Consider the following 14,975-nt stretch of genomic DNA (forward strand, 5'->3'; position numbering starts at 1 on the left):
AATATACATAATTAAGATCAGATATTGTTTTTTGAAAGGGAAAAAGAATTCGAATGAGCAATTGGCTCCATTCGAATTCTTTTATTTTCTGTATATTTAATTGTTTCTATCTTTATATCCCTTTTTACCCTGTAAATATAATTCCTTTAGGTATCAAATTTAATCCTAAAAGGAAAAATAACACTATATTCCATGGTAAGGAGAAGAAAATGGACTTTAATCAAAAGGAACATATAGAAAAAACACAACTTGAACAATCAGATGCATGGTATGAATACTGGCAACAATTTCAAAATTGCTTTTTCTTTTATGGATATACTCATTTCTTGTTCTTTTTTCCTTTGCGTTCTTTTCATGGCCTCCATTTTCATTTGTAAATCAACAGTAGCCCTTTCCCTTTCCATAAACCCTAAAAAGTCTACGTCTACTGTACTGATATCCTCGAACTTGGCAATCTTACTTATGTTACCTGATTTCAAAGCCTGAATCATTGGCTTAACTAGTTGTAAATGCTTATTAGCCACCTGACTAATTGATTCTGGAGTTATTTCTTCCCTTTGCGTCATAATGGCCTCAATTTGAGCCATTACGTAGAGTTTTACTGCGATATCAATAATACCTTGGCTTTCTTCATACAGGATATTTTTAAAATCATCTGTTAAAGGAATCTGCTTCTTTGTCCATTGATATCCCCAAAGTGCATTAATCAATAAATCCCAGTTTTGGTTGTTTTTCAACCTATCCCAAATCATATCTCCTTGGCCACTGCCCCGTCTGGCCTGTCTAAATTCACTTTGCAAAATAGATAAGCCTGCTGGCGTTCCGACTAAAATAACTGGAACTCCAATTGTATTAACTAGCGTTACAAAGAAGTTCAGCATTTTTTGATCCCCACCGCTTTTGGCCTTACTTAAATGCTGAATCTCGTCTATAATTAAAACACCCAATCCTGTGTTTCTTGCTATTTGAGACATAATCACCAACATATCATTTATCGTTTTTCTACCTAGCCCAAACTTTTTGTGATATTCTGTCCCCAGTAAATCGTCTACCTTACGGAAAAATTCTAAGGCAAGTCCTCTCAAGGAAGAATCAAATGGACAATCAAGTTTAAGCCATACAAGTTGATACATACTGAATTTTATTTCGTTATAATCTTTATGAACAATAACTTGAGGATATAAAGATAAAATTCTATTTATAGCCGTTGTTTTCCCCATACCACTAACACCGATTATCGTAAATCCTGCTGCAGTTGTTCTAAAAACACTGTTGTTGCTTAATTCATTGTTCAATCCGTTGATATTTCGATGTCCTTCCTGTAAACTCTGCGCATATCCGGCTCTGAAGGGGTTTCTTGCCAAATATCCTTGACGAATTACTCTGGAAATTCTGCTTTCCAAATCCAAGTGTATCCATAACGGCTGAAAGCATTGAAATAATCTCTGTACTAAATGAATACGGTATTGTTTATCTAGCATTCTTTCTTTTGAATTGTATTCGGCATATATAGCCATTTTTTCAATGGCTTCTTCTGTAGAGAGAATAGAAGGAAGTGCTTCAATGAAAGGATTCTTCCTATATTCTTCGATAACCTGTTCACTATAATCTGCTTCAATAGCATTGCAACCATTTGGAATAATAACCCTATTCATCTATCTTATTTAAAGCCTCCTTCTGCTTTCTCAATAACAAATCAAACCCTGTATCCCCCATAAATTCTTTACTTTCAGATAGATTAAAAGGAACAACTTTAGAGTTTTCTATATTACTTCTATCTAACTCAAAGGCCTCTTCTTCACGTTGAATCATTTTTTCAACAGCACGGTTTTGACGAATATTCCCAATCCTGCTCCTTTTACTGATTACATCCGTTTGTTCTTGAGATGTTTCCTGTTTAGCCTGCTTTACAATTTCTTCAATTTCAGTGTTTAAATCAACTTTTTCCTGTATTGTTTTCTCCTTATATTGCTTTTCTTTTACTTTTTCGTATTCTAACAAGTAATCAATTTCTTCAACTACCTTGCCTCTATAACGCTGTTGATGTTCCAATAAAAAACATTTATCAAAACTCAAGCATTTTCATCCCGTATATAGATATAGTCCATATTTCTTGGATCATAACTTATATCAATTTTCCAAGTGCCCCTGTTCCGTGCCTGTTCAAACCATCTGTCCTTTAGGGACTGTTTTGAACCATAAAGCAATCCTTTAAACGCAATTCCCTTTGCAGTTACCGTAGCCTTGCCCGTAGGCATGAGATTGAGTTTAACAATATCTTCCGAAGCATGACGTAACTTTCCAGATTTGTTGTTTATCCCCCATTCCCAAAGCCGTATTGGAATGGACTCTATTCCGTCCTCCACCATCATTTCTTCACGTTGATAGTTTGTAAGATAGTGGTGATTATTATGGTATAATACACATTTGATAATAACTTGAGTAAACTGGTAAATATCCAATTGTGCTTCCAAACGGTAATCCCGGTCCCCACGTTCTTTAATTGGCTTAACAGCACCCGGCAGAAATGCCTTTGTTCTTGAATTGGTTACCCGAAAATGTTGTTCAATTATTCCTTTTAAATCTGCTCTATAAGAAGGCGTATTCAGAATTCTTATTCCGAAATTATTAATTAGGGGATCAACTTTACTTCCCTCTAATTCTCCTCGATCAGCCAAGATGGATTCAGGAAGATGTTCAACAGGCCATTCATGTTTTTCAATCTCAATTCCGAAGTCACGACAAAAATTAACTTTATCAGAAGCAGCGTTGGCTAAAGCCATCATTGCACCGGCCCACGATGGACCCTCTAAGCCAATATATAGACCAACTATCATTCTGCTATAAACATCCATAACAGAATAAATTACAGGTCGTCCAATTATCCATTCACGATTAAACCTTGATAACAGATACAAATCTCCAACAGTTGCGTCAATCTGATAAATTGCTCCGGGCCCTAATGCTTCTGTTGTTGACTCCCCAATAATTGCTCTATGGTTTTGCTCATACTTTTTTCGGCCTTTTCTTTGGCTGATTTCTTTCTTGATGTCTCTTTGCTTTTCAAACCAATATCTAAATTGATTTAGTGTTGGTAATTCTCCATAAGTTTTAATTACGGGTATTTCCACATTTCCTTTCACTTTACTATCTAGACTAAAATGCTCTTTTAATATTAATTCATAGGTCAGTGCTAAGGATTTTTCGGCAGAGGAGAGATAATGTTTGTTTATAGCAGACCTAAAAATTCTTTTGATATTTTCGTCTATATTTATTCCTTCGCCTGTTATCTGTCCATGCTTTCTTGGTCTTCCTCTTTTTACCTCACTAGCCTTCTTTTCCTTACCCTTCCCTCCACACAAGTAATAGTCAGGTAAAAGGGCATTTTTTGTTTTACCACGCTGCCAATACTTCTTTAGATAGCGAATAACAGTGCTTTCATGAATATTGTGGGCTTCACACCTTTTTAGAATTAATTTTCTTCTTTCTTCTGAGTGGTAAACAAATGGTTCCAATTTCACAATATCCTTTATGATTTCCCATGCATTGTCACGTAAGGATAAATGTTTTTCAGAAATATTGTTTTCATTTATTAGTCGACTGAAAGGGTCTTTTTCAACAAGGACAATACTACCATTGATAAGCCCTTCTTCAACTTCTGAAATACTCTTTTCATAGGGCAAAGCGGTAGAGTAAACATTGAAAAAATACCCATAATTATGTGCTTTATTAAGCCATAATACCCTTTCTATTACTTTCTCGTTTTCTGACGAAGTATAGGAAATCAGATTATTTACTACAAACATCTTCTCCTTGCCTCCTCATGTGTAATTCGTGGTTTTACTTCAATTGTCGAATTGGAAAGATTTAAGTCAATTTGCTTTGTCATATCTATCCCAATCTGTTTTGAAGCAATTAAAAACTTAAACACAAACAACCCTGTTCCCGAATCATAGTTGAATTCTTTGTCAAAGTCGGCAGTAACCTTTCTAATGGACTGCTTGGTATCTATTAACCTTTCTATTAAAGAGTTACTTAAGTAAATTAGTTCATCTTGCGTAAAACCCCTTTCAACATATGAATATAAACATGAATTTACCCATTCAATATTTTTGGTAAAAACAGTTGAAATTTCTTTTTGGGTAACGATTCCCCAGTCAATACCTTTTCCCTTCCAATATCGGCGCTCAATCTCCAATCTTTCCAAAGTCTTTTTCTTCTCAAGTTCGGAAGCCATTTTTATACTTCTTGCCAAATACAAATTATCACCATTTGCTTTCTTTATCGTGATTAAAAAATTGGTGCTTAAAGTATACGCATATCCACTTTCTTTATCTGTAAATAGTTTAAAATCTAAGTCCTTTTTTTGTTGTACAGTATCCTCAAGGTCCAATAGGGGGAAATGCTCCCGTATGTCCGTAACTGTATCTTCCCATTCCAACATATAAAAATAGCGAGCCTGCAAATCAGAAAATAGGTGATGTATTCTTCCACTCTTCCATCCTAGTATTCGTGATACTCTCCCCATAGAAGGAAAATCCTGAATAGTTAACCACGGTTTATATTCTTTACCTACTCCCTGTCCTCGCCCCTCATTAACAAAACGGTTATACTTATTCTCATTCCAAGAATGGTTACGTTTAGACATAATCTACTTCCTCTACAATCATGAATATTCTAGGATACTATATTCCTAGTAAATTAAGTAACTCGATTCTAACGGGCCGGTTTGGTACATGCAATATCTTGAGCAATCTTTTTTATGATTTTAAGCGAACATTATTCTTATTCTTTTCTTTCCTAAGTTATTTATTGCAAATAAGATTTTGTAACTATGTTAATTTAGAAAAAAGTTTGCAGAAACTAGAAAACACATTCACCCCTTGCCACATCTAACCTCACAGCCATTATCCAAGTTATTCCATGAGAATAAAGTCTGCACAAAGATTTGCCTGTTTTCGGCCGAAAATAACCAAAAAAAGTAAAGAGATAATAATAAAGTTTGCTGAAACATAAAGGAGAGATCGCCAAACAAAGGGAGTGACCTAAACCTCATGATGGCACCTTACGGTGACACCTTTACCACAACCGATTCTTGCCTTCTGGTGATTCTATGGTAGTGCAGTTCTTTACTACTTTTGGGATACAGTATAATTACCATGTTAATTAAGTTATCAAGGGTGAGCATTAAATGATTTATGCAATTGTATTATTTATATTTGCTGGATTTGCAGAGATTGGTGGAGGTTATCTTATTTGGCTATGGTTAAGAGAAGGTAAGCCATTTTATTGGGGGATCTCGGAGGAGTAGCCTTGGCGTTATATGGTGTTATTGCCACATTTCAAACATTTCCATTATTCGGCAGAGTATATGCTGCCTATGGAGGAGTATTTATTGTTCTTTCTGTATTCTGGGGATGGGGTATTGATAAACAAACACCTGATTTATACGATTGGATAGGTGCTGGTATCTGTTTAGTGGGTGTTTCAGTAATGATATTCGTACCTCACCAATATATGGGGTATCGAAGATACCTTTCATAAATCTGCATCATACCTAGCACCTTACGGTTTCTCATATACCACCGTCAATCCCATACTTTCCACGTTACCCATACATAATTATTTATTTTTATTTTTAATTATTTCTTTATGGCGAGTGCTTAAGTCTGAAGCATGGTATACCTTCATGGACGTGGACTTCCCTTGGAAGATGAAGCACTCTACTATACCTTACGGTTTTGTCTTACCACCACTATCCCCATACTTACCTCGTGACCTATATCTAATTATTTATATATATTTATTTTTAAGGGCGAGGACCTTGCTTGGGGCTTGTTACACGTTGCTGGACGTGGGCTTTCCTTGATAGATGAAGCACACTACTATACCTTACGGTTTCCCCTGTACCACCGCCATTCCCCATACTTACCAATTGACCTATGCCTAATTATATTTATTTTTTTATGGGCGAGGAACCTACTTGGGGCATGTTAACACGTTGCTGGACGTGGGCTACCCCCTTATTAGGTGGTTCAAGTGATCCTTAATCGGAGAGCAGGAATTTCCCTTGTGCTGCACTTTTGCAAGAATTACCCACCACGCAAGAGGAACCTTTATCCTCACGGAAAACTTCAGTACTACCACAGTTACACATAAAAAAGCCCCGTGAATATACCCATACTTTGGATACACCCACGAGACTTTGTGCAAACTTTTTTCTTCTTAAGCAGACTTTTTTCTCATTCTGCAAACTTTATTCTGATTCAACACCCCTACTCACCACGTGACCTATGCTTAATTAATTATTTATTTAATTATTTATTTTCTTTTGGGCGTGTGCTCCTACCTGAAGCCTGCTACACGTTACTGGATGCAGGCTTTCCTTTATTGGATTGGTTCTATGCACCCATTCAGAGAGATACAGGATCACCCTTATGCCGTACTTATGCAAGGATTACCCGACCCGTAAGGGGAACCTTGATCCTCACGGGAAACCTCAGTATTACCACATTTACACATAAAAAAGCCCTGTGAATATATCCATACTCTGGATACACCCACAAGACTTTGTGCATACTATATTCTGATTCAACACCAGCCCCCCTACTCACCACGTGGTCTATGCTTAATTATTTATATATATATTTATTTTCTTTTGGGTGCGTGCTCCTACTTGAAGCGTGTTACACGTTACTGGATGCGGGCTTTCCTTTATTGGATTGGTCCTAGTGCACCTCATTCAGAAAGATACAGGAACATCCCTTATGCCGTACTTATGCAAGAATTACCCGACCCGTAAGGGGAACCTTGATTCTCACGGGAAACCTCAGTACCACCACATTTACACATAAAAAAGCCCCGTGATTATACCCATACTATGGATACACCCACGAGACTTTGTGCAAACTTTTTTCTTCTTAAGCAGACTTTTTTCTCATTCTGCAAACTTTATTCTGATTCAACAGGGTTTTCTTTTTGTCTATTTAAAATTACTCAACTGTAACACTTTTAGCAAGGTTACGTGGCTTATCAACGTCACAGCCACGGTGTAATGCTGCATAGTAAGAGATCAGTTGTAGTGGTACTACTGATACTAGAGGTGCAAGCTGTTCATGAACAAGTGGAAGAACGAAGCGATCGTCTTCTTCTTCTAAGCCTTTCATAGAAATGATACATGGATTTGCACCACGTGCCACAACTTCCTTTACATTCCCACGAATACTTAGGTTGACATGTTCTTGAGTTGATAATGCAATAATTGGTGTACCATTCTCAATAAGAGCAATTGTACCATGCTTTAATTCTCCACCAGCAAAACCTTCTGCTTGAATGTAAGAGATTTCTTTCAGCTTTAATGCGCCTTCTAAGCCAACATAATAGTCTACAGAGCGTCCGATAAAGAAAGCATTTCGAGTTGTTGCAAAATATTCCTTTGCAATTTCTTCCATTTCTTCTTTTTGATCACAAAGTACTTCCATTGCATTTGCTACAATACCAAGTTCTTTTGTTAAATCAAATTCCAATGAGCGGCCTTTTCCTTCAGCTGCAACTGCTGCAAGAATGGAAAGAACAGCTAATTGTGCTGTATAAGCCTTTGTAGAAGCAACAGCAATTTCAGGACCTGCATGTAATAACATCGTATAATCCGCTTCACGAGATAAAGTAGATCCAGGCACATTCGTTACCGTTAACGCCTTATGACCTAGTTCTTTAATTTGTACCAGCACTGAGCGGCTATCTGCAGTTTCACCACTTTGTGAGATAAAGATAAATAATGGATTTGCTGATAATAATGGCATATTATAAGAAAACTCACTTGCAATATGCACTTCTACTGGAATCTTAGCCCAATTTTCGATGAATTGCTTACCAATTAATCCAGCGTGGTAACTTGTTCCTGCTGCAATAATATAAATTCGATCTGCTGCATTAACTGCATTTACGATATCTTCATCAACCGTTAGCCCACCATTTTCATTACGGTATTTAGCAATGATTTTTCTCGTTACTAAAGGCTGCTCATCAATTTCTTTTAACATGTAGTGAGGATATGTGCCCTTTTCAATATCGCTTGCATCAAGCTCTGCTTTGTAAGGAGCACGTTCAATTACGTTACCTTTTAAATCTTTAATCGTAACTGTTTCGCGTTCAACGAACACCATTTCTTTATCCATAATTTCTACGTATTGATCTGTTACTTGCAGCATTGCCATTGCATCTGAAGCAACAACATTAAAACTGCCGTCTCCTAAACCAACAAGTAGTGGACTTTTATTTTTAGCTACATAGATCATATCCGGATTTTGCTCATCTAATAACGCAATTGCATATGAGCCTTTTAAGATTGATAACGTTTGACGGAACGCTTCTTCAACCTCTAATCCTTCATGAACAAATTTCTCAATCACTTGAACAATAATTTCTGTGTCTGTGTCACTTTTAAAATCAACACCAGTTAAATGTTCACGCTTTATGATTGAGTAATTCTCAATAACACCGTTATGAACAAGTGTAAATCTTGATGAAGTACTTTGATGTGGATGTGCATTTACTTGACTTGGAACACCATGTGTTGCCCATCTAGTATGACCAATCCCAGTAGTAGCTTCAACTTTTTCATCAACGATTTCACGTAGCTTAGCAATACGACCCTTTTCCTTAAAAATATGAACACCATCTTGATTCATAGCAGCAATACCTGCTGAATCATATCCACGGTATTCTAATTTTTCTAAGCCTTTTAATAAAATTTCTTTAGAGTCCTGTTTGCCAATATAACCAACGATTCCGCACATAATTCATTTCCTCCCATAGCGTGCTACCAGGGACAGGAAGTCTTTTTTAAACAAACGGAGACATCACTGTCCCCTCACACATGTCTTTTTTTATTGGAAGGCTATACCATTCCCTTTGTTCAAAAAGTTACCTTTTTGTTTTAAGGAATAGCTTACGGCTGTAACCAAGAACAACCGGGAGGCATCCGCCGATATTTTCGATAACCTCCATCCTCGTCAACTAAGTTTTATCGACCACTTAGTTCAGGCGCTTTGAGTAAAACTTTACTATTAAATAAAATGTACTCCTTTCTAGTATGAGTATTTTTAACAAAATTAATAATACACAAGTTAAAAACAATCGTCAATTATTTTTCCAATCGATAACAACTCTTTTGAGCTGTTATATATTAAGTATATGTTCAATAACCTATAAACGTTAACATAAACTTGTCTTCAAGTTTCGATAAAAATTAAATAAAAAGACGGGTTTCCCCGTCTTTTATTCCATACCCATTTCTTCTTTTACTACAGCAACAATTCGATTAACATAGTCACGACATTGCTCTTCTGTTGGAGCTTCAGCCATAACACGGACAAGTGGTTCTGTTCCAGAAGGACGTACTAATATACGGCCGTTTCCGTTCATTTCTTCTTCAACAGCAGAAATGATTTCACTTACCTTTTCATTTTCAGTTACTCTATATTTATCCGTTACTTTTACATTTATCAACAACTGTGGGTACTTTGTCATTTCATTTGCAAGTTCAGATAATTTTTTACCTGTTAACTTCATAATATTAACTAATTGTAATCCCGTAAGAAGTCCGTCACCCGTTGTGTTATAGTCAAGGAAGATAATATGTCCTGATTGCTCTCCACCCAGGTTATAATCATTTCTTTTCATTTCTTCTACAACATAACGGTCTCCAACAGCGGTCGGAATGCTATTAATAGCATGCTCTTCTAACCCTTTGTAAAAACCTAAGTTACTCATAACTGTTGAAACAACCGTGTTCTTTTTTAATCGGCCTTCACTATTTAAGAATTTTGCACAAATGTACATAATCTGATCACCATCAACAATATCACCGTTCTCATCAACAGCAATGAGACGATCACCATCTCCATCAAATGCTAAACCAATATCAGCATTCTTCTCCTTTAAGAAAGCTGCTAAAGCTTCTGGATGTGTCGATCCTACTCCGTCATTAATGTTTAGCCCATTAGGTGATGTTCCCATTGTAGAAACATCAGCATCAAGATCTGCAAATAAATGTGTAGCAAGAGATGATGTAGCTCCATGTGCACAATCTAATGCTACATGTATACCAGTAAAGTCTTCGTCAACTGTTTGTTTTAGGAATTGTAAATATTTTTGTCCACCTTCAAAATAATCATTTACTTGTCCTAAATTCTTACCAACAGGTCTCGGTAATGTATCTTCTTCTTCATCCATTAGTCTTTCAATCTCAAGCTCTTGTTCATCAGAAAGTTTAAAACCGTCTGGACCGAAGTATTTAATTCCGTTGTCTTCAACAGGATTATGTGATGCTGAAATCATGACCCCTGCTTCAGCACCAAGAGCCTTTGTTAAGAAAGCTACACCTGGTGTTGAGATTACACCTAAACGCATCACCTCGGCTCCTATTGACAGTAGTCCTGCTACAAGAGCCCCTTCTAACATATGACCTGAGATACGAGTATCTCTGCCGATAATAACCTTTGGTCTTTCTTTATCCTTTGTTAGAACATATCCACCAAATCGACCGATTTTAAAGGCTAATTCAGGTGTTAATTCACTATTTGCAACTCCTCGTACTCCATCTGTACCAAAATACTTTCCCATTGGTTTCGCTCCTTTATACAAATCTGCCTTAAGAGGCTGAAGAAATTCTCACTTTTACCTTTTCTTTTTGCAATGACCAAGTAAGATTTTGAGGACCATTAACTTGAACTTCCACCTCATGTTCACCATCCGCTAAATCTGACAGGTTTATATATAATTCAATATCATCTGATTTTATCTCATTAATCACACTCGTAGCACCGTAAACGGTAAGGTCCATCGCTCCTGAATCAGGATCAATATAGTCGAAGACCTTTCCTTCAGAAAGCCCTACTTCCTGTATTTTTTGACTGGAAAACACCTTTTCTTGTTGCTCTTCCACATCTATTTCGATCTTAATTTTTTCTGGACTAACTTTCGTGATGCCCTCCGGTACCGGGACATCAACTTCTATAGTTGTATCCTTTTGGATCTCTGAAAGATCTACTTTTATACCATCTAGAAATTCATATTTTTCAAGAACATCAAGTGGTCCGTATACAGTAATTTCTTTCGGATTAGGTTCTATACTTAAGATACTTAAACCCTTTTCAAGCTCTCCTTCCCTGCTTATCTTAAAAGGGAGAGTTTTACTTGGGCTTTTAATTGGTACTGTCACATCTACAACAGATGGTTCTACTTCCACTGGAAGAATGTTTCCATCGCTATCATAAATCGTAATTCTAGATTCCTGGTTAATCGTTTCCTTGGCAGTTTCTAAATTCACTGTTGCCTGAACTGTTTCAATACGGTCAATAACCTCTTTTGATGCCGTAACGCGAATACTGTTTGGATTTACAATTGGCTGATCAGGTGTGTAACCTTCCTCTAATTTATCTTCATTAGTAAAATCAACCTCAACTGGGAAATCCTTTGTAACCTTCTCTTCAATTGAAACTGTGATAGTAGAAGGATTAATACTTGCCTCTAAATCCTCGGATAAGTTTTTAATTTTAAGTTGAACACGATGAGTACCTATAGATAAATTATTTAAATCAGCATATATCTCAAAGTCTTTAACTGTCCTTGCTTTTGTCAATGCAACCGTTGGACCTTCTAATGTTACATTAACTGTTTCTGGTACCCCTGTAACAACAAGATTTTCTTGATCAAAGTATGTAACGACTGGCACATCCGTGACAGTTGCCTTATCCAATGAGGGAGAAGAACTAAAAGGATTTGTTGATTGGGTTCCTCCTTGAGATCCAGATTCTATGTTAACAGATGCATACAGCATGATTGCGAGGAACAAGGCAATTATCCTCATTACCCAATGGTTATTCATCAACCTATCCATCTTTTTTCCCCCTCCAATGCCAACGGTTTGAGGAAACGGTTTTTGTTGTAGAATGTAATTCTTTTTGTAAAATCTCTCTTAATTCATCTTGATTTAAGTTTCGATGCAGCTCACTGTTTCTAGCAGCAGAAACGCTTCCTGTTTCTTCTGAAACTATAATTGTAAGACTATCAGTAACCTCACTGATTCCAAGTGCTGCACGATGTCGTGTACCCAATTCCTTGGATATGAATGGACTTTCTGATAAAGGCAGGTAACATGCTGCCGCAGCTACTTGATTTTTTTGAATAATAACAGCACCATCATGAAGAGGTGTATTAGGGATAAAGAGATTAATTAATAACTCAGATGAGATTCTTGAATTTAAGGCAATTCCTGTTTCTATGTAATCACTCATCCCAGTTTCTTTCTCTATTGACATAAGTGCCCCAATGCGACGTTTTGCCATATAGTCTGTTGCCTTCACAATAGACTCGACTATTATTTCAGGGTCATCTTCACCCGGCTGACCACTTCTAGAAAATAAGCGGCCTCTTCCTAATTGTTCCAAGGCTCTACGAAGCTCTGGTTGAAATATTATGATAATAGCTAGAAATCCCCATGTTATTGCCTGGTCCATTAACCATTGCAAAGTACTTAGCCCAAAATAATGACTAAGCATTCGAACAACGATAATCACGGTAATTCCTTTTAACAACTGTACAGCCTTAGTTCCCCTTGCTACCATTATTAATTTATAGATAACGTACCATACAAGGAGAATGTCAACAGCTATACGGAGGTATTGCAATATTGGTAAATCCTCATAACCCATTCACTCGTCCTCCATGAGTTCACTCTAATTATGAATAGACATTGTCTATTTTTTGTTGTGTATGTAACTTTATTATTATATCACTTCATTATTAGTAATGTAAAAAGGTCACCAAGTGGATGACCTTTACTATATATCCTTGTTAAACCATGTGTATTTATTTCTCATAGGCAGTGGCAGGAAGAATCCTATATTCCAACCATTACAACATTCTAGTTAAAAACCTCTACGACTTCTTTAGAAACAGATTTCATGTGATACCATAACCATTCAAACATTTCATCAACTTCCTCAATTTCTCCAGTCACTTGACCAGCCGAAGCCATGTATTGCTCTCCATTTATAACTGTCACATCTCCGTCAACTGTACCCTCAATCGTTAATGTTCCATTTTTAACAATTACATCACCTTTAACAACTTCATTTTTAGGAACGATCACTTTACTATTTTCAACAACTAAATTACTTTGTCTCGATACACTAAAATGTTGATCTTCATTCCAAGCAGAAAGCAAGCTCCCTGTCATCAAAACAATAAAAAGAGAAGCTGCCGTTAATAGTGGGTGACTTTTTAACCAACGATTCCATGAAACAGTTCTTTTTTCTCGTGGAAGATTATTCATAACAGCTTCTGTAAAATTAAGAGGAGCTTCAATATGTGATGTGCTTTTGACTAGAGCAACAGCCTTTTCAAGTTCATGAAAATGTTGATAACAAGACTCACATGTATGAAGATGGTCCTTAACCATTTTTTCCTCACTTGATGTTAATTCAAGATCCAAATATTTATGCAATAGTTGAACATATTCTGAAGAACAGCTCATTATCATCACCTCATCATAAGTGCCTTAATTGTTTTCTTAAAGCCTCTCTACCTCGATGTATACGAGTTTTAACGGTTCCAACAGGTATATTCAGGATTTCGCTTATTTCTATAAGAGAAAGCTCATCTATATACTTTAAGACAATTACAGTTCTATACTTATCCGGAAGCTTTAATATTTCCTTTTGAATGGTCTCTTGCAATTCCAATGTTTCAAGTTCCTCTTCAGGTAGTGTTACATCGGCAGCTACCTGTGAATACATATTTAAACCATCTGTTCCGGAAACCTCAGCATCCAGATAATAATCTGGCTTTTTTTTACGAATACGGTCTATAGAAAGATTCGTTGCAATACGGTATAACCATGTAGAAAACTTTTTATTCATATCATATGTGTGAATATTTACATATGCTCTTATAAAGGCTTCCTGTGCAATATCTTCTGCTTCATGCGCATTTCCTAGCATCCTGTAACAAAGTTGATAGATTTTATCCTTGTACAAATCGACAATCTCAGCAAAAGCATTTTGATCACCTTTTTTCACCTGTTTTATTCGTTTTTTTACTATTGTCTCCATTTATCATACCTCCGCACTCTGCGGGTCTCTTTTTATACGAATTAAAAACCACTAAGGTTTCACTTTTTTTCACAATCCTTATTTTAACAAATTTTGGAGAATGAAAGGAGAAAAGTTTCTAGTTTTTTTGCTATTTAGATATACTTTTTCAGTATTCTTCTTTCAAATTGTTTAGATTAGCTTCTAATACATTAAAAAAGCGATAAACAGTGTTTATCGCTTTATGTATCAAAGTTATAATTATTAAATTTATGGTGGAGCCTAGCGGGATCGAACCGCTGACCTCCTGCGTGCAAAGCAGGCGCTCTCCCAGCTGAGCTAAGGCCCCATGGTGCCGTATGGAGCGGAAGACGGGATTCGAACCCGCGACCCCCACCTTGGCAAGGTGGTGTTCTACCACTGAACTACTTCCGCAAATAATGAGCCATGAAGGACTCGAACCTTCGACCCTCTGATTAAAAGTCAGATGCTCTACCAACTGAGCTAATGGCTCTAATGGCTGGGCTAGCTGGATTCGAACCAACGCATGTCGCAGTCAAAGTGCGATGCCTTACCGCTTGGCTATAGCCCAATGATTAACCTTCATGAATAGCTTCTTCGAAACTTCTTCATGAATCCTCACCGCAAGAGAATATTTTTAATATTTCTGGCAGTAAATATTGCGAAATATCGTCGACAACTAAGTATTGTTTATAGCTTTTTATACTGTTGTTCAATATTTCACTTCAGTTTTTATTACTTTAATTTCATTATTTCCACTCGTTAGTGAAATTATTCACAAACCATGAAACATTTTTACGATAAACTTCAAATGTCTCCATTTTGCTGTCTATCTATAAAATGGTGGAGGGGGGCAGA

Annotated in this window: 10 protein-coding genes, 4 tRNA genes and 1 pseudogene; 1 reads left to right on the forward strand and 14 read right to left on the reverse strand. The window is 36.6% G+C overall.

The genetic code is table 11. The features are described from left to right. Window positions 1-257: 257 nt before the first annotated feature. The 4 genes from COD11_RS17150 to COD11_RS17160 are packed head-to-tail and all read right to left on the reverse strand — an operon-like array spanning window position 258 to window position 4,648. Window positions 258-1,655 carry an ATP-binding protein gene (locus COD11_RS17150; protein WP_098798129.1) on the reverse strand — a complete coding sequence of 466 codons (1,398 nt, stop codon included), beginning with the start codon at window positions 1,653-1,655 and terminating at the stop codon, window positions 258-260. After that, window positions 1,648-2,076: a hypothetical protein gene (locus COD11_RS27265; RefSeq protein WP_218012742.1), complete on the reverse strand. Its 429-nt coding sequence runs from the start codon at window positions 2,074-2,076 to the stop codon at window positions 1,648-1,650. Before COD11_RS27265 ends, COD11_RS17150 begins: the two co-directional genes overlap by 8 nt. Beyond that, window positions 2,073-3,806, reverse strand: coding sequence for a Mu transposase C-terminal domain-containing protein (locus COD11_RS17155; protein WP_218012743.1), 1,734 nt, complete (start codon window positions 3,804-3,806; stop codon window positions 2,073-2,075). Before COD11_RS17155 ends, COD11_RS27265 begins: the two co-directional genes overlap by 4 nt. Further along, on the reverse strand, window positions 3,797-4,648 hold the full coding sequence (locus tag COD11_RS17160; RefSeq protein ID WP_098798130.1) for a TnsA endonuclease C-terminal domain-containing protein: 852 nt from the start codon (window positions 4,646-4,648) through the stop codon (window positions 3,797-3,799). Before COD11_RS17160 ends, COD11_RS17155 begins: the two co-directional genes overlap by 10 nt. Window positions 4,649-5,191: 543 nt before the next feature. Between COD11_RS17160 and COD11_RS17165 the strand changes: the two are divergent. Then, window positions 5,192-5,544, forward strand: a pseudogene (locus COD11_RS17165) (YnfA family protein). A 1,448-nt stretch (window positions 5,545-6,992) separates the two neighbouring features. Here the strand turns inward: COD11_RS17165 and glmS are convergent. From glmS to COD11_RS17215, 10 genes are all read right to left on the reverse strand, one after another. Next, on the reverse strand, window positions 6,993-8,798 hold the full coding sequence (gene glmS, locus COD11_RS17170) for a glutamine--fructose-6-phosphate transaminase (isomerizing) (protein WP_098798131.1): 1,806 nt from the start codon (window positions 8,796-8,798) through the stop codon (window positions 6,993-6,995). 481 nt (window positions 8,799-9,279) lie between these two features. Continuing rightward, complete coding sequence (gene glmM, locus COD11_RS17175) at window positions 9,280-10,626, reverse strand: phosphoglucosamine mutase (RefSeq protein WP_098798132.1); 1,347 nt, start codon at window positions 10,624-10,626, stop codon at window positions 9,280-9,282. 28 nt (window positions 10,627-10,654) lie between these two features. Further along, on the reverse strand, window positions 10,655-11,902 hold the full coding sequence (locus COD11_RS17180) for a CdaR family protein (RefSeq protein ID WP_098798133.1): 1,248 nt from the start codon (window positions 11,900-11,902) through the stop codon (window positions 10,655-10,657). Beyond that, window positions 11,895-12,716 carry a diadenylate cyclase CdaA gene (gene cdaA, locus COD11_RS17185; RefSeq protein WP_098798134.1) on the reverse strand — a complete coding sequence of 274 codons (822 nt, stop codon included), beginning with the start codon at window positions 12,714-12,716 and terminating at the stop codon, window positions 11,895-11,897. The genes COD11_RS17180 and cdaA overlap by 8 nt, the downstream gene beginning before the upstream one ends. Before the next feature lie 212 nt (window positions 12,717-12,928). Then, a complete protein-coding gene (locus COD11_RS17190; protein ID WP_098798135.1) occupies window positions 12,929-13,540 on the reverse strand; it encodes an anti-sigma factor family protein in 612 nt (203 codons plus the stop codon). A 13-nt stretch (window positions 13,541-13,553) separates the two neighbouring features. Continuing rightward, window positions 13,554-14,117 carry an RNA polymerase sigma factor SigW gene (sigW, locus tag COD11_RS17195; RefSeq protein WP_098798136.1) on the reverse strand — a complete coding sequence of 188 codons (564 nt, stop codon included), beginning with the start codon at window positions 14,115-14,117 and terminating at the stop codon, window positions 13,554-13,556. Window positions 14,118-14,369: 252 nt separating this feature from the next. Continuing rightward, window positions 14,370-14,445 (reverse strand) — tRNA-Ala (locus COD11_RS17200). Between the two features lie 11 nt (window positions 14,446-14,456). Further along, window positions 14,457-14,531: transfer RNA gene (locus COD11_RS17205), tRNA-Gly, on the reverse strand. Between the two features lie 6 nt (window positions 14,532-14,537). Continuing rightward, a tRNA-Lys gene (locus COD11_RS17210) sits at window positions 14,538-14,610 on the reverse strand. A 3-nt stretch (window positions 14,611-14,613) separates the two neighbouring features. Continuing rightward, a tRNA-Gln gene (locus tag COD11_RS17215) sits at window positions 14,614-14,688 on the reverse strand. Window positions 14,689-14,975: the final 287 nt, after the last annotated feature.

It is taken from the genome of Bacillus sp. AFS040349, assembly GCF_002577655.1.
Taxonomy (GTDB): domain Bacteria; phylum Bacillota; class Bacilli; order Bacillales; family Bacillaceae; genus Metabacillus.